This window comes from Mesorhizobium sp. M7A.F.Ca.US.005.03.2.1 (assembly GCF_003997795.1).
Lineage (GTDB): Bacteria > Pseudomonadota > Alphaproteobacteria > Rhizobiales > Rhizobiaceae > Mesorhizobium > Mesorhizobium ciceri.
Window position 1 is genome coordinate 1 of the sequence record NZ_RZRP01000018.1, and the last position, 21,684, is coordinate 21,684.

At 64.0% G+C, this 21,684-nt stretch carries 27 protein-coding genes and 1 pseudogene; 7 read left to right on the plus strand and 21 right to left on the minus strand.

The window, feature by feature from the left end:
- Window positions 1–173: pseudogene (locus tag EN991_RS40655) on the minus strand (acyl-CoA thioesterase II); the annotation flags it as partial.
- A gap of 96 nt (window positions 174–269) precedes the next feature.
- Here EN991_RS40655 and EN991_RS02030 point away from each other — a divergent pair.
- Window positions 270–1,529: a ubiquinone biosynthesis hydroxylase gene (locus tag EN991_RS02030; RefSeq protein ID WP_027163307.1), complete on the plus strand. Its 1,260-nt coding sequence runs from the start codon at window positions 270–272 to the stop codon at window positions 1,527–1,529.
- A gap of 10 nt (window positions 1,530–1,539) precedes the next feature.
- Here EN991_RS02030 and EN991_RS02035 read toward each other — a convergent pair whose 3' ends face one another.
- The 3 genes from EN991_RS02035 to EN991_RS02045 all read right to left on the minus strand — a co-directional run bounded on the left by EN991_RS02035 (window position 1,540) and on the right by EN991_RS02045 (window position 2,782).
- Window positions 1,540–2,067 (minus strand): hypothetical protein, encoded by a 528-nt coding sequence (locus tag EN991_RS02035; protein ID WP_024504998.1) that lies wholly within the window; start codon window positions 2,065–2,067, stop codon window positions 1,540–1,542.
- Window positions 2,068–2,207: 140 nt separating this feature from the next.
- Complete coding sequence (locus EN991_RS02040) at window positions 2,208–2,564, minus strand: YciI family protein (protein WP_024504997.1); 357 nt, start codon at window positions 2,562–2,564, stop codon at window positions 2,208–2,210.
- Window positions 2,561–2,782 carry a hypothetical protein gene (locus EN991_RS02045; protein WP_024504996.1) on the minus strand — a complete coding sequence of 74 codons (222 nt, stop codon included), beginning with the start codon at window positions 2,780–2,782 and terminating at the stop codon, window positions 2,561–2,563. Before EN991_RS02045 ends, EN991_RS02040 begins: the two co-directional genes overlap by 4 nt.
- A gap of 219 nt (window positions 2,783–3,001) precedes the next feature.
- Here EN991_RS02045 and EN991_RS02050 point away from each other — a divergent pair, with 219 nt between their 5' ends.
- Window positions 3,002–3,427, plus strand: coding sequence for an OsmC family protein (locus tag EN991_RS02050; RefSeq protein WP_013528883.1), 426 nt, complete (start codon window positions 3,002–3,004; stop codon window positions 3,425–3,427).
- Window positions 3,428–3,489: 62 nt separating this feature from the next.
- Here EN991_RS02050 and EN991_RS02055 read toward each other — a convergent pair whose 3' ends face one another.
- Window positions 3,490–4,461 carry an AraC family transcriptional regulator gene (locus tag EN991_RS02055; RefSeq protein ID WP_013528882.1) on the minus strand — a complete coding sequence of 324 codons (972 nt, stop codon included), beginning with the start codon at window positions 4,459–4,461 and terminating at the stop codon, window positions 3,490–3,492.
- A 324-nt stretch (window positions 4,462–4,785) separates the two neighbouring features.
- Here EN991_RS02055 and EN991_RS02065 point away from each other — a divergent pair, with 324 nt between their 5' ends.
- Both EN991_RS02065 and EN991_RS02070 read left to right on the plus strand, forming a co-directional pair.
- Entirely contained in the window at window positions 4,786–5,139 is a 354-nt protein-coding gene (locus EN991_RS02065) for a hypothetical protein (protein ID WP_127368046.1), read from the plus strand.
- Window positions 5,133–5,672 (plus strand): hypothetical protein, encoded by a 540-nt coding sequence (locus EN991_RS02070; RefSeq protein WP_013528879.1) that lies wholly within the window; start codon window positions 5,133–5,135, stop codon window positions 5,670–5,672. Before EN991_RS02065 ends, EN991_RS02070 begins: the two co-directional genes overlap by 7 nt.
- 2 nt (window positions 5,673–5,674) lie before the next feature.
- Here EN991_RS02070 and EN991_RS02075 read toward each other — a convergent pair whose 3' ends face one another.
- The 6 genes from EN991_RS02075 to EN991_RS02100 form a co-directional block, all read right to left on the minus strand.
- The gene (locus tag EN991_RS02075; RefSeq protein ID WP_164753663.1) at window positions 5,675–6,310 is read right to left on the minus strand and encodes a DUF480 domain-containing protein; all 636 of its coding nucleotides are present in this window, start codon (window positions 6,308–6,310) and stop codon (window positions 5,675–5,677) included.
- A 32-nt stretch (window positions 6,311–6,342) separates the two neighbouring features.
- Entirely contained in the window at window positions 6,343–7,122 is a 780-nt protein-coding gene (locus tag EN991_RS02080; RefSeq protein WP_127368048.1) for a succinate dehydrogenase iron-sulfur subunit, read from the minus strand.
- 9 nt (window positions 7,123–7,131) lie between these two features.
- Entirely contained in the window at window positions 7,132–8,967 is a 1,836-nt protein-coding gene (gene sdhA / locus EN991_RS02085; RefSeq protein ID WP_024504991.1) for a succinate dehydrogenase flavoprotein subunit, read from the minus strand.
- 1 nt (window position 8,968) lies between these two features.
- Window positions 8,969–9,364, minus strand: coding sequence for a succinate dehydrogenase, hydrophobic membrane anchor protein (gene sdhD / locus EN991_RS02090; RefSeq protein ID WP_013528875.1), 396 nt, complete (start codon window positions 9,362–9,364; stop codon window positions 8,969–8,971).
- Between the two features lie 2 nt (window positions 9,365–9,366).
- Window positions 9,367–9,786 (minus strand): succinate dehydrogenase, cytochrome b556 subunit, encoded by a 420-nt coding sequence (gene sdhC / locus EN991_RS02095; protein WP_013528874.1) that lies wholly within the window; start codon window positions 9,784–9,786, stop codon window positions 9,367–9,369.
- A gap of 261 nt (window positions 9,787–10,047) precedes the next feature.
- Window positions 10,048–10,476 (minus strand): hypothetical protein, encoded by a 429-nt coding sequence (locus EN991_RS02100; protein ID WP_127368049.1) that lies wholly within the window; start codon window positions 10,474–10,476, stop codon window positions 10,048–10,050.
- Window positions 10,477–10,737: 261 nt separating this feature from the next.
- Between EN991_RS02100 and EN991_RS02105 the strand changes: the two genes are divergently transcribed.
- Window positions 10,738–11,100 (plus strand): hypothetical protein, encoded by a 363-nt coding sequence (locus EN991_RS02105; RefSeq protein ID WP_024504989.1) that lies wholly within the window; start codon window positions 10,738–10,740, stop codon window positions 11,098–11,100.
- Here EN991_RS02105 and EN991_RS02110 read toward each other — a convergent pair.
- Both EN991_RS02110 and EN991_RS02115 read right to left on the minus strand, forming a co-directional pair.
- Window positions 11,084–12,292 carry a GGDEF domain-containing protein gene (locus EN991_RS02110; protein ID WP_127368050.1) on the minus strand — a complete coding sequence of 403 codons (1,209 nt, stop codon included), beginning with the start codon at window positions 12,290–12,292 and terminating at the stop codon, window positions 11,084–11,086. The genes EN991_RS02105 and EN991_RS02110 overlap by 17 nt on opposite strands.
- 73 nt (window positions 12,293–12,365) lie before the next feature.
- Entirely contained in the window at window positions 12,366–13,562 is a 1,197-nt protein-coding gene (locus EN991_RS02115) for a GGDEF domain-containing protein (protein WP_127368051.1), read from the minus strand.
- A gap of 159 nt (window positions 13,563–13,721) precedes the next feature.
- On the opposite strand from EN991_RS02115, the gene EN991_RS02120 reads away from it, so the two are divergent.
- The gene (locus EN991_RS02120) at window positions 13,722–14,039 is read left to right on the plus strand and encodes a hypothetical protein (protein WP_013528869.1); all 318 of its coding nucleotides are present in this window, start codon (window positions 13,722–13,724) and stop codon (window positions 14,037–14,039) included.
- Between the two features lie 39 nt (window positions 14,040–14,078).
- Here EN991_RS02120 and leuC read toward each other — a convergent pair whose 3' ends face one another.
- From leuC to rplS, 7 genes are all read right to left on the minus strand, one after another.
- Complete coding sequence (gene leuC, locus EN991_RS02125) at window positions 14,079–15,488, minus strand: 3-isopropylmalate dehydratase large subunit (protein WP_127368052.1); 1,410 nt, start codon at window positions 15,486–15,488, stop codon at window positions 14,079–14,081.
- Window positions 15,489–15,815: 327 nt separating this feature from the next.
- Window positions 15,816–16,451, minus strand: a complete 636-nt coding sequence (locus EN991_RS02135) for a class I SAM-dependent methyltransferase (protein ID WP_027163296.1) — start codon at window positions 16,449–16,451, stop codon at window positions 15,816–15,818.
- Between the two features lie 54 nt (window positions 16,452–16,505).
- A complete protein-coding gene (locus EN991_RS02140) occupies window positions 16,506–17,315 on the minus strand; it encodes an amino acid ABC transporter permease (RefSeq protein ID WP_027163295.1) in 810 nt (269 codons plus the stop codon).
- Window positions 17,316–17,516: 201 nt separating this feature from the next.
- The gene (locus tag EN991_RS02150) at window positions 17,517–18,314 is read right to left on the minus strand and encodes a transporter substrate-binding domain-containing protein (RefSeq protein ID WP_013528864.1); all 798 of its coding nucleotides are present in this window, start codon (window positions 18,312–18,314) and stop codon (window positions 17,517–17,519) included.
- A 178-nt stretch (window positions 18,315–18,492) separates the two neighbouring features.
- Window positions 18,493–19,002: a MarR family transcriptional regulator gene (locus EN991_RS02155; RefSeq protein WP_013528863.1), complete on the minus strand. Its 510-nt coding sequence runs from the start codon at window positions 19,000–19,002 to the stop codon at window positions 18,493–18,495.
- The gene (locus EN991_RS02160) at window positions 18,999–19,412 is read right to left on the minus strand and encodes an organic hydroperoxide resistance protein (protein WP_013528862.1); all 414 of its coding nucleotides are present in this window, start codon (window positions 19,410–19,412) and stop codon (window positions 18,999–19,001) included. Before EN991_RS02160 ends, EN991_RS02155 begins: the two co-directional genes overlap by 4 nt.
- A 155-nt stretch (window positions 19,413–19,567) precedes the next feature.
- Window positions 19,568–20,119 (minus strand): 50S ribosomal protein L19, encoded by a 552-nt coding sequence (rplS, locus tag EN991_RS02165; protein WP_013528861.1) that lies wholly within the window; start codon window positions 20,117–20,119, stop codon window positions 19,568–19,570.
- 329 nt (window positions 20,120–20,448) lie between these two features.
- Between rplS and EN991_RS02175 the strand changes: the two genes are divergently transcribed.
- Window positions 20,449–21,201: a sulfite exporter TauE/SafE family protein gene (locus tag EN991_RS02175; RefSeq protein ID WP_127368053.1), complete on the plus strand. Its 753-nt coding sequence runs from the start codon at window positions 20,449–20,451 to the stop codon at window positions 21,199–21,201.
- Here EN991_RS02175 and EN991_RS02180 read toward each other — a convergent pair.
- The coding region (locus EN991_RS02180) for a tRNA (guanosine(37)-N1)-methyltransferase TrmD (protein WP_127368054.1) at window positions 21,183–21,684 on the minus strand (502 nt) is incomplete at its 5' end. The two genes, EN991_RS02175 and EN991_RS02180, sit on opposite strands and share 19 nt — an antisense overlap.

A 21,684-nucleotide genomic window follows, 5' to 3' on the forward strand; every position in this document is an offset into this window, starting at 1 on the left:
TGCACGTACCGATCGGGATCCACTGTCCGCTGCGCCGCCACCAGCGCCTGGGCGATGGTCTGGCCGCCGAACACGCGCTGCCAGTCGAGCAGCGGGCTGCGACCACGATACAGATTGTGTTCCAGCTTCTCGAGGTCGAGAATGCCGAGAAGCTCGTCCATGGCTGCCGTCATATTTCGCGCCCTCGCCGCAGAAGTGTTATGGCGGTTTCCGACAGGACGGACAGGCAGTCAAGGGCGCAAGACCCGGCCGGCGCAGGAGCGAAGATGATGGAACGCAAGGCGGACACGAAAAACAGATCCGGGCTCGATGTCCTGGTCGCCGGCGCCGGCTATGTCGGCCTGGCCGCCGCCGTATCGCTGAAACAGGCGCGACCGGGCCTCGCCATCGCTCTCGTCGATGCGGCACCTGCTGGCGCCTGGCAAAGGGATGGCCGCGCCTCGGCCATTGCCGCTGCCGCCTGCCGCATGCTCGACCAGCTCGGCGTGTGGGCCGAGATCGCACCCCAGGCGCAGGCGATCACTGAGATGATCATCACCGATTCGCGCACCGCCGATCCGGTGCGTCCGGTCTTCCTGACCTTCGGCGGCGAAGTGGCGCCGGGCGAGCCCTTTGCGCATATGGTCGCCAACAAGGTGCTGAACGGCGCCTTGCGGGCCAGCGCCGAAAGGCTCGGCATCGATATCATCGAAGGCGTCGCGGTGCAGGGCTTCGAGACCAACGGCAGTGGCATCACCGTGCATCTCGCCGACGGCGCGGCGCTGAAGGCGCGGCTGCTGGTCGCCGCCGACGGCGTCAACTCGAAGCTGCGCGACATGGCCGGCATCAAGACGGTGAAGTGGGAATATGGCCAGTCCGGCATCGTCTGCACGGTAGCGCACGAACGCCCGCACAATGGTCGCGCCGAAGAGCATTTCCTGCCGGCCGGGCCTTTCGCCACATTGCCGCTCAAACCCGGCGAGGACGGCACCAACCGCTCGTCGATCGTCTGGGTCGAGCGTACGCCCGATGCCGAGAAGCTGGTGGCCGGTGACGATCTCCTGTTCGAACACGAACTCGAGCAGCGTTTTGGCCTGAAGCTTGGCGAGATCCGCGTTACTGATGCGCCGCGCGCCTGGCCGCTCGGCTTGACCATTGCGCGTGCCTTCGTCGCGCCCCGCATCGCGCTCGCCGGCGATGCCGCCCACGGCATCCACCCGATCGCCGGCCAGGGCCTCAATCTCGGCTTCAAGGATGTCGCAGCCCTTGCCGAGGTGATCGTCGAGGCCGACCGGCTCGGCCAGGACATCGGCGCGCTCGACGTCCTCGAACGCTACCAGCAGTGGCGCCGCTTCGACACGGTGCAGATGGGCATCACCACGGACGCGCTGAACCGGCTGTTTTCCAACGATATCGGCCCGCTGCGAACCGTCCGCGACATCGGCCTCGGCCTTGTCGAACGCATGCCGCGCCTGAAGGATTTTTTTATCCGGCAGGCGTCGGGGTTGTCCGCCAGCACGCCGCGATTGTTGAAGGGCGAGGCGATCTGAGCGCTATCGCTCAGTTGACCTCAAAACCCAGCTTCTGCCGCAGCCGCAATATCCTCTGGTCGGATATTTCGAGACGTTTCTCGCCGCCCTGGGCGGCGCGGTTGACCATCTGCAGCAGATCGTTCCGCTCGGCGACATCGAGGCGTTCGCGCAGGAACGGCGCCAGCTTGTCGATGACGACGGTGGTGTCGTCGACCTGCGCCGCCGCCCATTTGGCGTAGATCACCGCCTCGTCGGTCTTCTTCTTGTCGGCGATCTCGGAAATCACCGCGCGGATGACAGCCTCGCGCTGCGGCAGGATGGGCCCATCCTCGGAGACGATTGATGTGATCAGCGTAGCCGCCGCTACGACCGGATCATCGATCGCCGTCAGAGGCGACAGAGCCGCCTGCTTGCGCAGCTTCTTGCGACGGATGTTGCCCTGCACGCGCCCGACAACGTCCGCAACCTCGCGAGCCGCGTCGTTCATCGCCTTCATCCGGTACCACCAGAACGCCGCCGCGCCCATCACGCCAAGGATAGCAATCAGGAAAGGCATGTCGAAATCCCCAAGAACCCCGGCGACGATAGGAGAACTCTCGCCTTGCTTCAACACGCAAAAGTTGCGCACCAAATGAACCGGGACGATCGTTCAATCGAACGCCTTGGTTTCCGCGTGGCTGTAGCACATGGCGGGGGCTATGACCCCGGCACATTGTAGATCGCCCGCACCTCGATGGTGCCGATTTCGGCCAGCGGGATCTCGCCGGCGATCTCCAGCGCCTGGTCGAGATTGTCGGCCTCGATCATGACGAAGCCAAGCAACTGCTCCTTGGTTTCGGCGAACGGGCCGTCGGTGATCAGCCGCTTGCCCTGGCGTCGCCGCACCGTCTTCGACGTCTTCACCGATTGCAGCGCCTGCGCGACGATCAGCACCCCACGCTGATCCAATGACCGGTCATGAGCCATCGAATCGGCATCGAGCTTGGCCAGACGCTCCGGCGTCATGGCATGGAGGTCGTTTTCCTCGCCATAGACCAGACAGACATATTTCATTTCCAGCTCCCTTGCTGTGACGAACCATAGGCGATCACGGTATCGGTTGAGTTCTTGCCGGCAGCGACATGGTCGAGAAGGCTGACCGCAATGCCGATGATTGCAACTGCCGCAAGCAGCCGGCCGAAGCCGGAGGGCGGCACATGCAGCGGGTCGCTTTTCCCTGGATCGGCCGTTCGGCAGGTGCTTGTCCAATGGGCAGAAAACAGATTGTTCATGCGAACCTCCATCCGCCACGAGAATCCGTGGCCGCCCGCAGGACGGTCGGGGCCGATGCAAGTCGACATTCTTGCACGTACATTTTTTCAAAAAAATTCGGTGCGGCTCGCCGGTGCTGCGTGCGCGCGCAAACAGCGCGGTGGCCTTCCCTCGCGCCCGCGCTATAGTTGGGAGGAACGCCGCCTGGCCGGCGCCACCGCTGTAATAAGGAGGAATTCATGGACCGCACCGCAAACGCCGTCTGGAAAGGCAATCTGAAAGAGGGCACGGGCACGCTCGACACCCAGAGCGGAACCCTGAAGGGCACGCCCTATTCGTTCAAAGCGCGCTTCGAGGACGAGAGCGGCAAATCCGGCACCAACCCTGAAGAGCTGATCGCGGCGGCGCACGCCGGCTGCTTTGCCATGCAGTTTTCGCATTTCCTGGCCGAGAACGGCACGCCGGCCACCGAACTCGACGCCAAGGCCGTGGTGACGCTGGTTCCCGGCACCGGGATCACCGGAAGCGCCCTCACAGTGGTCGGCAAGGTCCCGGGCATCGACGCGGCGAAGTTCAAGGAATTGGCCGAAAAGGCCAAGGCCGGCTGCCCGGTCTCGAAGGCGCTCGGCGCCATAAACGTATCGCTCGACGCCAAGCTCGGCTGAAGGCCCGAACGGCAAATTCATCCAGAAACCGCCGGCCCTTGGGCCGGCGTTTTCGTTTGCGGTCAGCCCTTCAACGCGGCCGCCCGCACATCCGATGGCGTCGCGCCGTAGCGCCGCCGGAACGCCCGGTTGAAATAGGAGAGGTCGTTGAAGCCTGCCTCGAAGGCGATCGCCGTGATGCTGCGTCCGGCATGACGAGGATTGCTGAGCATCCGATGCGCGCGCAACAGGCGCTGGCACAGCATGAAATCCGACAGCGACGTGCCTTCGCTCTCGAACAGTTTTCTGATGTAGCGGGCCGAAAGGCGGTGACGGCGGGCGATGTCTTCGGCCGACAGGTCGCCGCCATGGGCTGTTATTTCGGCCTTGATGGCACGCAGCCGCGCCACGCGCACGCCTCGGCCCCGGGCGATTTCTGCCGCGTCTCGGGTGGCACCCATGGCCAGAGCGACGAGATCGAAAATATGCGTCGTCGCCAGATGCCAGGCCTCCGGGGTCAGCACGTCGCCGGCATCCTGGATCGACCTGACATAGTCGAGCAGCAGCCGCATCGCCCCGCCGGAGGTTGGCAGCGGCTGCATCAGCGCCGGGGCCGGGTCGCCGATCAGCGGTGACAGTGCCTTGAGCGAGAAGCTCATATTGACGAAGCGAAGACCGCCTGGCTGGATGACATTGAGGCCGACCTCCTCGCCGCTCATCATCAGCGCCTGGCCGTTGCCGACCGGCTCCTCACGGCCGCGATGCTTCATCACGCTTGCGCCATCGAGGGCGACCAGGAGGACGAGATCGTCGCTGTCGATCAGCGACGTCGAATGATGGACGCGGAATTCCGAACACGTGCCCGTGGCGATGCCGAGGCCAGGCAACGCGCGCACCTGCATATCGACATGCGTCGGGCCGAGTGGATCGAGATCGACCTTGAGCACCGTGCGGCCATAGACCTCGCGCATGACCTCGACGCGATCCCGCTCCGGAAGCGCGTCCGTCATCAGTCGGAACGAGGCGGTTGGCCCCATCGTCGCCGTCACCGGCATCCCCCATGCCTCAGGTCAATTAGAAGCGGCGTGATATGCGCCGCGCCTCCGAAAACGTCAATACAGGGCCGTTTGGGCCGTTTTTAGGGCCGCTGCGTCCAAGCTGCCCGCTTTTGCCGGACCTAGTTTGCAGCGCGTTTCCGATCAGGAAGCGCATCGCAAACAGCCACAAGGGGGTTCGATGTATCATTTGCAATTGTTCAGGACACTGTCGGGGCTCGCCTCGGCAGGCTTCAATCCACGCGTCTATCTGTTGTCCATCGCTCTCGGCGGAACCGTCGCCGACCATCGCGATCCGAAGCGGCCGTGTGGGGAGCGACGGCCATGAGCGTCCGGCATACAGTCCTGGCGGCACCGGTCCTGTGCCTCGGCCTATCGGGCTGCGTCGGCATCAACCCGGTTTCTGCGGTCGTCGGCATGGCCGGCATGGCGGCGGCCAACTCCGCCGGCATGGCGCAATCGAGCGTCATCAGCCCGCAGGAGCAGGCGAAGTACGCCTTGATGTCCTGTGCGGATCTGCGGCAATTGATGGCAGGTTACGAAGAGGCGAAGAATCATGGGCCGTCGGTCAAGAAATACGGCGGCATGGCGCCGGCCGGCAAGACGGCGATCGTCAACAATGTCATCGGCACGCGGCTTGTCTATCTCCGGCAGCTTGTTGCGAGCAAAGGATGTTGAGGGCCTCGTCACACCACGCCTGCCGGGCGGCACTTGTCGGGCTTGCCGGCTGGCTGGCCTTCAGCGCCGGCGGCGCTTACGGCCAGGGCAAGGGACCGACGACACGCTCGCGCCTCGGTGCGATGCCGGCAGCGCTCGTCGGCAAGTGGGGTTTTGCAGTTGCCAGCGGCAATTATTGCGACACATTCAGCAACTGCGATCCAGGCAGCGGCGGCAGCGTCACCTTTACCTTCGGGGCTGACGGGCGCACCTATTACGCGCTGTTCCAATCGTCTCTGGTCGACGGCTGCGGTCAGGTCCGGTCGCTGACCCTGAAGACCGGTAAGGCCTCCGTGCGCGGCTCGACCCTGGTTTTCACGCCGACGGCAGGAACCTACAAATCCGTCAATGGTTGCCGGCCCGACCTCACGGGCCTCTGGAAATTCAAGCCCGGTGACCTGAAGCCGGTCTCCTTGCGCTGGCAACTGGACGGCAACCAGCTGCGGCTGATCGACCCCGACGGCGAAGCGAGCGGCGTTTACTCGAGGAGGTGAACCTAGCGCTCGCCGGTCAGCGCGTCGATGCGGGCGCGTAACATTGCAATCTCCTCCTCAAGGGCGCTGACGCGCTCCTCGAGGCCGGAGGCAGATGAACCAGCCGACGCAGCCTGCATGGCGATGGGGGCGATCTGCGGAGTCCCGCTCAGCAGATGGACGTAACGCTCCTCGCGCTGGCCCGGTCCGCGTGGGATTTCCTGGATGAGTGGCGGTCGGCGGCCGATCAGCATGTCGAGCTCGGCGCGCAGATCTTCGATCGACGAAAACCGTGCCATGCGCTCGGTGCGCGCCGACAATTCATGGGCCGTCTGCGGCCCGCGCAGCAACAGCAAGCCGATCAAGGCGGTCTGCGGTGTGGTCAGCGAGAAGCGCTGCGCCATCTGGTGCTCGTAGCGCTCGACACGCGAACCGAACATCTGCCGCACCAGCCCCTTTTGTTCGAGCAGCTTCAGCCCCCGGTGCACCTCGCTCTGCTCCAGCGCCATCACCGGCTCGCGCGCCGTCTTCTGGTTGGCGGCGGCCAGTGCCGCGTTGAGCGTCAGCGGATAGACATCCGGCGTCAGCTCCTTCTTCTCGATCAGGCAGCCGAGAATGCGAGCTTCCACAGGGGAAAGGATGGGAAGGTCATCGCTCATTGGATTACTCTCGCCGGCAACCAACCAACCGCCTAAACCCTTCTCTCCACCATCATCTTCTTGATCTCCGCGATCGCCTTGGCCGGGTTGAGGCCTTTGGGGCAGGTCTGCGCGCAGTTCATGATGGTGTGGCAGCGATAGAGCCGGAACGGGTCTTCGAGATTGTCGAGCCGCTCGCCGGTGGCCTCGTCGCGGCTATCGATCAGCCAGCGATAGGCCTGCAGAAGCGTTGCCGGGCCGAGATAGCGGTCGCCGTTCCACCAATAGCTCGGGCACGAGGTCGAGCAGCAGGCGCACAATATGCATTCATAGAGCCCGTCGAGCTTCTCGCGGCCCTCATGGCTCTGCAGCCACTCCTTGGCCGGCTCCGGCGACACCGTCTTCAGCCAGGGCTGGATCGACGCGTGCTGGGCGTAGAAATTGGTGAGGTCGGGCACCAGGTCCTTGACCACCTGCATATGCGGCAGCGGGTAGACTTTTACCGCGCCCGAAATGTCGTCGCAGCCCTTGGTGCAGGCGAGCGTGTTGGAACCGTCGATGTTCATGGCGCAGGAGCCGCAAATGCCTTCGCGGCAGGAACGCCGCAAGGTCAGCGTCGGGTCGATCTTGTTCTTGATCCACAGCAGCGCGTCGAGCACCATCGGCCCGCAATCGTCCATGTCGACGAAATAGGTGTCGATGCGCGGGTTCTCGTCGTCGTCCGGCGACCAGCGATAGATGCGGTATTCCCGCAGATTGGTGGCGCCCTCCGGCTTCGGCCAGGTCTTGCCCGGCTTGATCTGCGAATTCTTGGGGAGCGTGAGTTCAACCATGTTCGATCCTCAATACACTCTGGCCTTGGGCGCGATCTTGGCGAGGCTGATGCCGCCGTCCTTTTCAGCCAGCTGCGGCTCGGTGTGCACCGGCCGGTAGGAGAGTGCCACCTTGCCGTCTTCGCTCAGCCTGGCCAGCGTATGCTTGCGCCAGACCGCGTCGTCGCGCGCCGAAAAGTCCTCACGTGCGTGCGCGCCACGGCTCTCCTTGCGCGCCTCGGCGCTGTAGACCGTGGTGATAGCATTGGCCATCAGGTTTTCCAGCTCCAGCGTTTCGACCAGATCGGAGTTCCAGATCATCGAGCGGTCGGACACTTTGATGTCCTTCAACTCGCCCCAGATCTGCGAAATGCGCTTACAGCCATTTTCGAGCGACTCCTGCGTGCGGAATACGGCCGCGTCTTCCTGCATCGCCTTCTGCATCTTTTCACGCAGCACCGCCGTCGGCGTCGAGCCGTTGGCGTAACGCAGCCGGTCGAAGCGGTCCATGATCTTTTCGACCGAGGCTTCGTTGGGCGAAGGGATCGCCGACTTGCGGTCGATGACCTGGCCGGCGCGGATCGCCGCCGCGCGGCCGAACACCACAAGATCGATCAGCGAATTCGAACCGAGCCTGTTGGCGCCGTGCACGGAGGCGCAGCCGGCTTCGCCGACAGCCATCAATCCGGGCGACACCTGGTCTGGATTGAGCGCCGTCGGATTGAGCACCTCGCCCCAGTAATTGGTCGGCACGCCGCCCATATTGTAGTGGACCGTGGGCAGCACCGGGATCGGCTCCTTGGTCAGGTCGACACCGGCAAAGATCTTGGCCGATTCCGAAATGCCCGGCAGCCGCTCATGCAGGACGGCGGGATCGAGATGGTCGAGATGCAGGAAGATGTGGTCCTTGTTCTTGCCGACGCCGCGGCCTTCGCGGATCTCCAGCGTCATGCAGCGCGAGACGACGTCGCGCGAGGCAAGGTCCTTGGCTGACGGCGCGTAGCGCTCCATGAAGCGCTCGCCCTCGGAATTGACGAGATAGCCGCCCTCGCCGCGCGCACCCTCGGTGATCAGGCAGCCGGCGCCATAGATGCCGGTCGGGTGGAATTGCACGAACTCCATGTCCTGCAGCGGAAAGCCGGCACGCGCGGCCATGCCGCCGCCGTCGCCGGTGCAGGTGTGCGCCGAGGTGGCCGAGAAATAGGCGCGGCCATAGCCGCCGGTCGCCAGCACCACCATCTTGGCCGAGAAGCGGTGGATGGTGCCGTCATCCAGGTTCCAGGCGACGACACCGGTGCAGGTGCCGTCCGGCTCCATGATCAGGTCGAGCGCGAAATACTCGATGAAGAACTGCGCATTGTTCTTCAGCGACTGGCCGTAAAGCGTGTGCAGGATGGCATGCCCGGTGCGGTCGGCGGCGGCACAGGTGCGCTGCACCGGGGGACCTTCGCCATAGTTCATCATGTGGCCGCCGAACGGCCGCTGGTAGATCTTGCCCTCTTCGGTGCGCGAAAACGGCACGCCGTAATGTTCGAGCTCGTAGACCGCGGCCGGCGCCTCGCGCACCAGATATTCCATGGCGTCGACATCGCCCAGCCAGTCCGAGCCCTTGACGGTGTCGTACATGTGCCATTGCCAGGAATCGGGACCCATGTTGGACAGCGAGGCGGCAATGCCGCCTTGCGCCGCCACCGTGTGCGAGCGGGTCGGGAACACCTTGCTGATGCAGGCGGTGCGCAGCCCCTGTTCGGCCATGCCGAGCGTGGCGCGCAGGCCGGCGCCGCCGGCGCCAACGACCACCACGTCGAACTTGTGGTCGACAAAGGTATAGCCTGCCGTGTTGGCTTGTTTCGCGTCCTTGGCCAACTCAGCCTCCGAATGCCAGCTTGAGCAGGGCGAAGATCGAGGCGACGCCGACCGCTATGGTGAAAAATGTATTGAGCGCGATCAGCGCCAGCTTCATGCCTTCGCCATGCACGTAATCCTCGATGATCACCTGCATGCCGATCCGCATATGGGTGAGACCGGAGATGAGCACCAGGGCCATCACCAGCGCCACGAACGGGTTGGCAAGGGCTGCCCGCACATGCTCGTGGTCGGCGCCGTTGAGCGCGATCAGGAAACCGACGAAGAACAGGATCAGCGGGATGTTGGCGATCGCGGTCAGGCGCTGGCGCCAGAAATGCCCGGTGCCCTCGCGGGCGGAGCCGAGGCCGCGGACCCTCGCCAGCGGCGTGCGCATGTCGGTGTTTTTGCCGCTCATGATCAAGCTCCCCGCGCCATGGTGCCGGCGATCCATATCAGCAGCGTGAGCAGGATCGAGCCGGCCAGCGTCGCCCAGGCGATCTTCGAGGCGGTATGCTTTTCCAGGCCCGCGCCCGTGTCCCAGATGAGGTGCCGTACGCCGCCCAGCATATGATGCATCAGCGCCCAGGTGTAGCCGAACAGGATGATCCGGCCGAGCCAGGTGCCGAAGGCCCAATTGGCCCAATCGAAGGTCGCCTGCGAGCTTGCCGCCGCCATCAGCCACAGGGCGACCAGCAGCGTGCCGAAATACAGCGCGCCGCCGGTGATGCGGTGAATGATCGACATCGTCATGGTGATCGGCGGCCGGTACACGGTGAGGTGCGGCGAAATCGGCCGTTCACGTCTGGCAAATTCGCGGGTGGCTGGTGATTTGCTCATGGCTCCCCCAGTTCGGCGTCTCTCTGGAGCCTCAGGTGGAAATGCGGCATTGCCGCTTCCGGTTGCGACTTCGGACAGCCGGTTTCTAATGCTCTTTTTGCACCGCGTCAAAGCCAGAAAACCGTTTCGAAAACGTAATTTAGTCTGACTAAAAGGCGGGCTTTGGCTTCAATCGATTAGGCCGGGAAGGCCTGAAGCCGGCTCGATATCGCTGCAGTGCAACATATCTGGCCCCAGGGCCCAGCGGTGGTGAGACTGGCGTCAGCGTTTGCAGGTCTGCGGCGTCGATCCCTTCTTCATCACCAGCGCCTCGCGCCCGTCGATCACGATTGCGTCATGCGTGGCCGCCTGGTAGCGGCTGCTCTGGTTGGCAGGCGACGCCGCAAACTCCTCGGTCGCGCCGTCGGACCCGACCACACGCAACGACGTGCCTAGATTTTGGATGGAAATCATACCGTTGTTGCCGCATCTGTAGGTGGCCGTGCCTATGCCTGGTCGCGGCGCGGTAAGGTCGGTGATGATCTTGGTTGCAGCTGCCGGAGGCACCGCGGCTGCGACGGACTGCTGGGCCGGCGCAGGTGAGACGACGACGGTATTGGCTGTCTTCGGCGCGCTGTCTTGCGGCACACAGGCAGCGACGACACCGAGCAACGGGAAAACGGACGCCCAAATCGGCCGGCGTAGCGCCATATGCTGTCCTCCCGCGCGGCAAGCGGCCACGATGCTTTGTCCAGATCAATATCGTCCCGACGCCAAGGCGGACGCCGCTGCGATGGTGCGGCCAAGCATGGCCGAATGATGGCCACCGGGTTTTCCATCCAGTCGGATATTAACGGATATTAACCATGTTTACCGAGACATCGCCGCCAAACGCGCCGGCCTCTTAACAAAGGTTAAGAAACCGTTAATTTCTGATTCGAGGAGGCTTTCCCTCAAGACACGGAGGACGCCATGCGTTCGAATTCGGGCAAATCGCGCCTTGCGGCGCTCGTCGTAGCAGCCTCGGTCGCCGGCCTTGCAGCGCCAGCGCTTGCCGGCGCACGGCATCAGGATCGCGTCTACGCCGATTCCTTCGGCAACCTCGTCGTCGACAGCGCCGCCGGCTACAAGCGCATCATCGTCGGCCAAGGCAGGCTGGCCAAGCAGCTCTCCGACTACACCAGCGCCGGCCAGCCCAAGGTGATCTACGAGAACGAAGCCGACGAAATCGGCGGTTATAGCGATTGCTACCGGCCGCCGGTGCTGGTGAAGGGCCGCTCCTATATGTACGGCCTCTCCGACGGCGAGATGCCCGAACTCAGCCCCTGCCGCTAGCTTCCGTTCCGGCTGACGACCAGTTGCCGGCAGGCCCGACGGAGACGCGCACGCAATCGCGCCCGGCATTCTTCGCCTGATAGAGCGCCTGGTCGGCCCGCCGCATCAGATCGGCAAAGTCTTCGCTCGCATGGAGTTCGGCGACGCCGAAGCTCGCGGTGCAGCGGTTGTCAGCCGGCAGTCCGTCTATGGGCAGCGCGCCGAAGGCGCTGCGCGTTCCCTCGGCGAACAGCCGCGCCGCGGCAAGGTTGGTTCCCGGCAGGATGATGGCGAACTCCTCGCCGCCAATGCGGCCGGCAACGTGATGCGCGGCGGCGGCTTCACGCAGGAAGCCTGCAAAAGTCTCGATCACCCGGTCGCCGGACGCATGGCCGAAGCTGTCGTTGACGCTCTTGAAATGATCGAGATCGGCTATGACCAGCGCGACCGGCACGCCTTGCCGCAGGGCGCCAAGCACCGCCAGTTCGGCATGGCGGGTGAAGCCGCCGCGATTGAGCAGGCGCGAAAGCGTGTCCGTCTCCGACTTCGACGTCACTTCGGCAAGCACGTCGCGAACCAGGATGGCCAGCATCAGCAGCGCCAGCGCCAGCGCAAAGACAGTGCCGAGCGATTGCGACACCAGCGCGTAGTTGCTTTGCAGATAGGCTTGCGGATTGGCGCCCCAGCCGCCGAGCGCATGGGCGATGAATGGCTTGGAGGCAAACTGCAGGCCGCTCGCCGCCAGCACGGCCATCAATATGCGATCGAGACGGGCAAGCTTTTGCCTCGATGACCAGACGATGGCCAGCCCGATGAACTGCATGACCGCATAGGGAAGCTGGTAGGCCATGATGCGGATCAGCGACTGGCGGGGCAGGTCCTGTACGAAATACACAGCTATGGGGGTGGCCAACAGGAAAAACAGCATCCCCTTCCAGGGCGGCGCCACGCCGTATTTGCGGGCAAGCCCGCCATTGAACGCAATGGTTGCGGCAAGGAAGACCGCGAAGGCGGCAACGACCGGGAGCCGCGCGTCGGCAAAAGCGGGAATGGAGAATTCGATGGCCGAATAGGCCATGCCCAGCAGATAGCCAAATGCCAGCCAGCGCGCCGGCGCCCGGCCGACATCGTGGAAGGCGACCGCCATGAAGCAGGCCGCCAGCAGGCCGGCAACCGACAGATTGATCAACAGGATGAAGTTGGCGCCGCTCATGTTCTCCCGCACCCGCGCCGACAGCTAATCATCGACGGGCGAAGAAGACGTTAACGTCCTGGCCGGCCAGGATTCAGCCGGTCTTGAGCGGCTCCGGCAGGAACGCCGTTTCCGGCCGCTCATAGGACAGGCGTACACTGTCGCGGCCGTTCTTCTTGGCCTTGTAGAGCGCATCGTCGGCACGGCGCATCAGCGGCTCCAGCGCCTCGTCACCGCTGCGGGCCGCCACGCCGAAGCTTGCCGTCACCTTCGTTCCCTGGGGAAGCCCGTCGACATGGCCGGCCGAATAGACCGTGCGCACCGCTTCGGCGAACAGCCGTGCCGCGGCAAGATCGCTGAGTGGCAGCAGCACCGCGAATTCCTCGCCGCCGATACGCCCGGCAACACCGCGCGCGCCGGCCGCCGACCGAAGCTTGGCGGCGAAATCGGCAATCACGCGATCGCCCGCCCCATGCCCATGCACATCGTTGAGCGCCTTGAAATGATCGAGGTCGGCCAGCACCAACGCGACCGGGAACCGCGCCGAGGCGCAGTGCCGCAAGAGCAGCATGCCGCGCTCCTCGAAGCCACGCCGGTTGAGCAGGCCCGACAGGGGGTCGGTAAAGGTCTCGGCCTTCAACGCCTTCAACACGTCGAGTGCCGCGGCGGAAAACAGGCACAGCGCGATAAGCAGCGACAGCAGCGCGTGCGACAGCAGCGCCGTCGTCCAGTAGGACGAGCCATAGAACCCGTCATAGCTCGTGAAGGGCCCGTGCGCGATGACGACGATAAGGGTGCGCACGAAGAAGTTGACGCCCGACAGCAGCGACAGCACGAACAGGATTTTCTCGGTCGGGCCGTTGTTGCGCACCGGGCGCAGTTCGGCGGCAACCAGAAGGCTGATACCGCCGAAAGCGAAGTTCATCGCCAGGATGCGCCAGGTGAGATCCGGCGCGATGAACAGGAACCAGCAGAACGACGCCAGTCCCCCACAGGCCAGCGCGCCGATCCCCACATAGGGCACCTTGCGGCCATAGCGGTGGACGATGGCGCCGGCCAGGCAGCAGCCGGCGATGCTGAAGCAGATGTTCGACACCAGCTTGGTCAGCGGCATGCCGATCGGCAAGGTGAAATACTGAAGCAGGAAGCCCACCGCCGAGAGACTGTAGCTGAGCGCCAGCACGGCCAGATAGGGGCGGTGGCGCTGATAGGACCATAGCACGAGGAACGCCGCGCCGAGCGCCAGCGCGATCGTCGGGTTGAGCAGCGCTATGAGCAGACCCGTGTCCAAACGACTATGACTTCCCCTCGCTTACGTCGGGGAAGAGCTTAGAGGGCAAGCCCAAACAAGCGGTTAAGCCTCGCCGCAAGCAGGACCGCCATCTCAAAATAATGTCAGGGAACCGCCGTCTCCGGTCAGCGTTCCTTCGTTGACAATCTGGAGCGACCGATGGCCGACACAATCACACTGACCGACCACGATGCGATCCGCTCGTGGGCTGCCGGGCGCGCCGGCTTTCCCGCAATCGTCGACATCTCGCCCGAAGCGGGGACGCAGCCCATGTTGAGGCTGGTCTTCGGCCAGCACGCCTATCAGGATCAGGACCAGCCTGAACGGCCGCTCAATGCGGGAGGCTATGAACTCGTCGAATGGGACGAATGGTTCAAGCTCTTCGAGGAACAACAGCTTGCGCTTGTGGTCGCGGCCGAACAGCCCGGACGCCGCGAGGAGTTCCACGAACTCGTCCGCCGTGACGGGAAGCGTTGACCCGAGCCGGGTGCGGCTCGGGTTCCGTTCAAGTCCGGACTACTTCCACTCGCGGATGTCAACGAAGTGGCCGGCGATCGCCGCCGCGGCCGCCATCGCCGGCGACACCAGATGGGTGCGGCCCTTGAAGCCTTGCCGGCCCTCGAAATTGCGGTTCGAAGTCGAGGCGCAGCGTTCATGCGGCTTCAGCCGGTCGTCGTTCATGGCCAGGCACATCGAGCAGCCCGGCTCGCGCCAATCGAAACCGGCGGCGACAAAGATCTTGTCGAGGCCTTCGGCTTCCGCCTGTTCCTTGACCAGGCCGGAGCCCGGCACGATCATCGCATCGACATGCGGGCTGACCGTCTTGCCTTCGACCACCTTGGCGACGGCGCGCAGATCCTCGATGCGGCCATTGGTGCAGGAACCGATGAAGACGCGGTCGAGCGTGATGTCGGTGATCCTGGTGCCCGGCGTCAGACCCATATAGTCGAGCGCACGCTGCTTGGAGGTGCGCTTGTTCTCATCGGTGATGTCGTCCGGGTTCGGCACGATGCCTTGCACCGACACGACATCCTCGGGCGAGGAGCCCCAGGAGACGATCGGCGGCAGCTTGGCCGCGTCGAGCACGATCACCTTGTCGAAATGCGCGCCCTCGTCGGACTGTAGCGTCTTCCAGTATTCGAGTGCCGCATCCCAGGCCGCGCCCTTCGGCGCGCGCGGCTTGTCCTTGACATAGGCGAAGGTCGTCTCGTCCGCGGCGATCAGGCCGGCGCGCGCGCCGCCTTCGATCGACATGTTGCAGATCGTCATGCGGCCCTCCATCGACAGCGCACGGATCGCCTCGCCGGCATATTCGATGACATAGCCGGTGCCACCGGCAGTGCCGATCTCGCCGATGATGGCCAGGATGATGTCCTTGGCGGTGACACCTTCCGGCAATTGGCCGTCGACACGCACCAGCATGTTCTTGGCCTTGCGCTGGATCAGCGTCTGCGTCGCCAGAACATGCTCGACCTCGGATGTGCCGATGCCATGCGCCAGCGCGCCGAAAGCGCCGTGCGTCGAGGTGTGGCTGTCGCCGCAGACGATGGTCATGCCGGGCAGTGTAAAGCCCTGCTCCGGACCGATGATGTGGACGATGCCCTGGCGGATATCCTTCTCGGAATAATATTCGACGCCGAAATCCCTGGCGTTCTTGGCCAGCGCCTCGACCTGGATGCGGCTTTCCTCGTTCTTGATGCCGAACTTGCGCTCGGGCGAAGTCGAGACATTGTGATCGACCACGGCCAGCGTCTTTTCCGGATGCCGGACTTTACGGCCGGTCATGCGCAGGCCTTCGAAGGCCTGCGGGCTGGTCACTTCATGGACCAGGTGGCGGTCGATGTAGAGCAGGCAGGTGCCGTCGTCCTGGCGATCGACGACATGGTCGTCGAAAATCTTGTCGTAGAGGGTGCGCGGTGCGCTCATGTGCGTAAATCCGTCGATATGAGAATGGGAAAGAGCAGGTGCCGGACCTCCGGCCCGGCGAAACGACCCCGATGGGTCGGCCTAGGGTAGTCGGCTGGTCAGCGCCCCGGACACGCGCGCGGAGAAGCGCGACGGCAGGCGTTTTCTGTCCTGCAGCACGAACCCCTTGTAGGCCGGATCGCCAAAAAGCTCTTCCATGGCGTGGCTCATATCAATGTTTTGGGTTTTCGGCAATTGGAAGCTGCCTTCGCAGAACTCGGGTTCCTCGTCCTCACTTCCACACCTTCAGGGGGAGAGGAAGGAAGCCAAGATCGGAGAACGCGCCGCTCAGATCACTTCAAACACAAAAGTCTTCACCAGCGCATCCGGCTCGGCGATCGCATAGCAGCGGAACCACGGGCTTTCCTCGACCGGCCGCCATTTCCCAGTCTGCTCCAACTCATCGAACACCGCCTGGAAGCCGCCGCTCTCGAACACCCGGTCGCGCACGGTGAAGATCGCATGGCCGCCCTTGCGGGTGATGCGCACCAGTTCGTGCAGGCCTGTCGCCGGCGCATGGCTGATGGTGAACACGCCTGTCGAGAAGAAGGCGCGGAAATACCCGTCCGGCCACGGCAGCGGACCGCCCAGCATTGCCTGCTTCAGTTCGCTGTAGGCATTGCGGCTGCCGGCGATCTTCAGCATATCGTCCGAGAGGTCGAGCCCCGCAATGTCGCGGTAGCCGAGCGCATTCAGCGACGGTCCCGACAGGCCGGTGCCGCAGCCGGCATCGAGCAAGGGGCCATCGTCCGCCGGCACATGGCGCGCCACCCAGGCGGTGATCAGGAAAGGCAGGAGGTAGCCGAGCGAGGCGGTCTCGCTGTCATAGGTCGCGGCCCATGCGGCATAGGCCTCTTCAAGCGCTTCCGGCGTGTCGGCCGTATAGACGGAATCCAGCGCCGCATTGGCTTTGTCGACGATCATGGGACCTCCTCAACGGGAATGCTCGGGGATCGTAGCGCTGCCTTGGCCGAAAAACTATTCCTCGTGCTGGCGGCGCAGCCGCCGTTCCAGCGCCCTGAGCGCCAGCGACAGGCCGACGGTCAGGATGAGGTAGATGTAGGCTGTTATCGAATAGGTCTCGAAGAAGCGAAAGGAGCCGGCGGCGTAGACCTTGCCCATCTGCGTGATGTCGGCAACGCCGAGCACCGAGACCAGCGAGGAATCCTTGACCAGGGCGACGAAATCATTGCCGAGGGGCGGCAGGATGGTGCGGATCGCCTGTGGAAACACGATGAGCCGGAAACGCTGCGCGCGGGTCAGCCCGAGCGCCTTCGCCGCTTCGATCTGGCCCTTCTCCACCGCCTGGATGCCGGCCCGGAAAACCTCCGAGATGAAAGCCGAATAGCCGATGGTCAGCGCCATGATGGCGCGCCACAACAGCGACACGTCGCGCACCAAAAGCTCGCCGAACAGGCCGGCGCTTTGCAGCGGCGCGGTCAGCGCGTTCCAGGCCGCGACGAAGGCCGGCGCGCCGGCAAAGGCGATCCAGAACAACAGCACCAGGATCGGCACGCCGCGGATGATCTCGACATAGAAGCGCGCGATCTGGCGCAGCCAGCGCGAACCCGACATTCCCATCAGCGCGATGCCGAGACCGATGGCCGACGCCAGCACGAAGGCGATCACGGTGACGAAGATGGTGACGCCGATACCCTTGGCGACCGTGGCGAATACCTGGGCATAGAGATTGCTGGTGGCGACGAAGACGGCCACCGCGATCGCGATGGTCACGGCCACGACGAGCCACCAGGGGAAGTCGGCTTTGGAGGAAGAGGCGGGAGGCATCAAAAGGATTGCGCCAAGGCAGCCCCCTCTGGCCTGCCGGCCATCTCCCCCTCAAGAGGGGAGATTGGCAGCTTCGTCGACGGCACTCTTTTTACAACTTTGGTGATTGGCGAAAGCGGAAAAAACAGCCAATCTCCCCTCTTGAGGGGGAGATGCCCGGCAGGGCAGAGGGGGGCGTTCAAGCGCGAAGTCAGTGCGAAATCACTGCCCCATCTTGTAATCAAGAAACCACTTCTTGTTCAGCGCATCGAACGTCCCGTCCGCCTTCAACGCCGCAATCGCCGCATTGACCGGCTTCACCAGGTCGGAACCCTTCGGGAAGATGAAGCCGAAATCCTCGGTGCCGAGCGGCCCGCCGATCAGCTTCAGTTTGCCCTCGGAGGCGTCGACATAGCCCTTGCCGGCGGTGCCGTCGGTCAAGACGACGTCAACGTCGCCGGATTTCAGAGCCTGCACCGTGGCGCCGAAGGTCTCGAACAGCTTGATGCGCGGGTTCTGCTCATTGCCGTCGAGCACGCTGTAGACGGCGGTGTAGAAGGGCGTGGTACCGGCCTGCGCGCCGATCAGCCCATCCTTGAAGGCGCCGAAGGTCTTGGCGTCGGTGAAACGGCTTTCATCGCCGCGCACCAGCATGAACTGTTCCGAGCGCATATAGGGGTCGGAGAAATCGACCTTCTCCTTGCGGTCGTCCTTGATGGTGATGCCGGTCATGCCGATGTTGTACTGGTTGTCGGAAACCGCCTGGATCATCGCGTCCCAGGATGTGTTCTGGTACTCGACGGCGAAATTCAGCCGCTTGGCGATCTCGTTCATCGCATCATATTCCCAGCCGATCTGCTTGCCGGTCTTGGCATCGATGAACTGCAGCGGCGGATAGGCGTTTTCGGTCACAACCACCACCTTTTTGCCGCCGAGGTCGGGCAGCGCCTGCGCAAAGGCGGCAACGGGTACCAGGACGAGGGCAAGCAGGCCTGCCAGCAGCAGTTTCGATTTGGTCATGACACACTCCCCGGAAATTGACGGACCCGGGCACGGCCGGGCTTGCAGGAAAATCCGGCGCCGACTTTAGCTTTCCGCAAGCGTCATGCAAGACGGTCCGCTGCGTCAGCGCGCGCTAAAAAGGGATTCCGATGCCTTCATTTCCGGGATTCAGGAATGAACGGTGTCGCGGCAGCGATCAGCTCCGCTTCACGATGCCGGCATCCGCCTTGCGCAAGCCGGAGACGAACCGCGTCAGCGTGCGGTGCAGGGATTTCAACTCGTCGGCATCCAGCGGCAGGTTGCAAAGCATCGCCGCCGGCACGCTTTTGGCCTGCTCACGCAACGCTTGTCCCTTCGCTGTCGGCTCGACCAGAACCCGGCGCTCGTCGGCGGGGTCGCGCCGGCGTGTGACCAGGCCACCGGCCTCCAGCCGCTTGAGCAGCGGCGTCAGCGTCGCCGAATCCAGCCCGAGCGCTTCGCCAAGCTCGCCGACCGTGCTTGGAGCCCGTTCCCAGAGCGCCAACATGGCCAGATATTGCGGATAGGTCAGGCCGAGCGGATCGAGCAGCGGGCGGTAGAGCTTCGTCATCAGCCCGCTTGCCGAATAGAGCGCGAAGCAGAGCTGTTGGTCGAGCCGCGGAACGTGAAACGTCCCGGTGGCCTCCGCCGGGACGTCCCTGGTGCTCTTTGTCGTCTTTTCCGTCATGCCGCCTTTACCGAAAGCGCTACGTCGACATTGCCCCTGATGGCGTTGGAATAGGGGCAGATCTTGTGCGCCTCCGATACAAGCGCTTCCGCCGCCGCCTGATCAAGGCCTTTCGTTTCCGCCGCGAGCGCGACGCCGAGCTTAAAGCCTTCGCCATCGGGAAGCAGGCTGACGGTGGAGGTTACCCCGGCATCCGTCAGCGACAGCTTCTGTTTGCGCGCGACAAAGCGGATGGCGCTTTCGAAGCAGGCGGCATAGCCGATAGCGAACAGTTGCTCGGGATTGGTGGCGCCCCCCGGCCCGCCGAGTTCCTTGGGCATTGCCAGATCGACCTTGAGCAGACCGTCGCTGGTCTCGCCATGGCCGGCGCGGCCGCCGGTGACGTGAGCCTGTGTGGTGTAGAGTGCCATATCAAATCTCCAATTACTTGTGCACGATTATTTAGTGCACAAGGTAATGCGCCGTCAACAGCCGGATCCTGTGTCTGGCGCTGAAAGCGTTCACAGTCTGGTGAAACGAAAAAAGGCGGCCGAAGCCGCCTTTTTGAATGGGATTTCCGAAAACCTTATTCGGCAGGGGTCGCTTCTGCGGCGGCCTTGGCTGCTGCTTCGGCCTCGGCGGCGGCCTTCTTCTCGGCGGCGTCCTGGGCGGCCTTCTCGACGGCCAGGGCCTCGGCTGCTGCCACCTTCTCGGCTTCGATGCGGGCCTTCTCGGCGTTCAGCGCATCGCGCTCCTCATCGTTCAGCTTGCGGGCGCGCACGCCGGTGTTTTCCGAAATACGGGCCGATTTGCCGCGACGATCGCGCAGGTAGTAGAGCTTGGCGCGACGCACCTTGCCGCGGCGAACGATCTCGACGCCTTCAACCATCGGCGAGTAGACCGGGAACACGCGCTCGACGCCTTCGCCGTAGGAAATCTTGCGAACCGTGAAGTTCTCCTGGAAGCCGGCGCCGGCGCGGGCGATGACGACGCCCTCATAGGCCTGGACGCGGGTGCGGGTGCCTTCGGTCACGCGGACCTGGACGCGCACGGTGTCGCCGGGCTGGAATTCGGGAAGCTTGCGCTTGGCTTCGATCTTGGCGGCCTGTTCGGCCTCGAGCTGACGGAGAATATCCATCTCAAAAGTCCACTTCTTGTTCTTCCGACAGTCAGAGCGTCCGACACTCGCCTTGCAGTTCCATTGACCGCTTGGCTATGCCTTTTGTCTCCAAGACATTTGTCTTTGAAACATCAGGCAGGGGCGACTACACCGTCATTGTTGACGGGTCCGGCAGATTCTTTCTGGCCGGTACGGGCGGGCACATACAGCTATTTCGCCGCTTTGTCACGCCTTGGGCGCGCATTTTCTGCTCGCATGGCACCATCGTAATCCTGCCGTGCCGGGTTGCGCCGGTCGTTCAGGCTTTCTAAAGCCTGAAATAACACAGTTTTGAGCGGCCGCAATTCATGTCTGTCTTCGATGCCATCCTGCTGTTTCTAGCGGGCTTTCTGTCAGGCGCCGCCAATGCGGTCGCCGGTGGCGGCACCTTCATCACCTTCGGCGCCATGACGTTGGTCGGCCTGCCGCCGATTGTTGCCAACGCCACCTCCTCGGTGACGCAATTTCCAGGCTACATCACCTCGACCCTCGCCTACTCGGCCGATATCAGGCACTTCTGGCGCGGCGCGCTGCTGCTGTGCCTGATCTCGGCCGTGGGTGCACTGGCCGGCGCTCTGATCCTTTTGGCGCTCGACAATCCCTCGTTTCGCGCTCTGGTGCCGTGGCTGCTGCTAGCCGCGACGGCCCTGTTCGCCGCCGGCCCCTGGCTGAAACCAGTGCCAAAGCCCGGCCATGAAGCGGCGGTGGGCTCGCTGGCCGGCTCGCTCGCACAATTTCTCACCGCCATCTATGGCGGCTTCTTCGGCGCCGGCATGGGCGTGATGATGCTGGCGACGCTCGGCCTCACCCAGGCCGGCGACTATCACCGGCTGAACGCGTTGAAGAACATGCTGGCCATGGTCATCGCCGCTGTCGCGATCGTCGTCTTCGTCTCGGGCGGCGTCGTCGCCTGGCCGCAGGCGATCATCATGATCCCGGGCGGCGCGCTCGGCGGCTATGCCGGCGTCTGGATCGCCAAGCGGGTGCCGCAAAACGCGGTGCGCGGCTTCGTCGTCGCCGTCGGCCTGTTTTTGGCCTTCTATTATTTTGTCAAGGGCTGAGCAGCGGCAAGCAGGTCCGGACGCCTCTCGGCTGTCAGTCTTTCTGACTCCGCCCGCCGCCAGGCGGCGATCTTCTTGTGATTGCCGGAAATCAGGACCTCGGGAATGTCACGGCCTTCGAACTCCTGCGGCCGCGTATAGTGCGGATGTTCGAGCAGGCCGTTTTCAAAACTCTCTTCCTCGCCCGACATCGCGTTGCCCATGACCCCGGGCAGCAGCCGCACCACCGCGTCGAGCAGCACAAGCGCGGCCGGCTCACCACCCGAGAGAATGAAATCGCCGATCGAGACTTCCTCCAAATCCCGCGCGTCGATCACCCGCTGGTCGACGCCTTCGAAGCGGCCGCACAGGATGACGGCGCCCGGCCCAGCGGCCAGCTCGCGCACACGCGCCTGGGTCAGCGGCTTGCCGCGCGGGCTCATCAGCAGCCGGGGCCGCGCATCGCCTTCCGGCGAAGCATGGTCGACGGCTTTCGCCAGCACG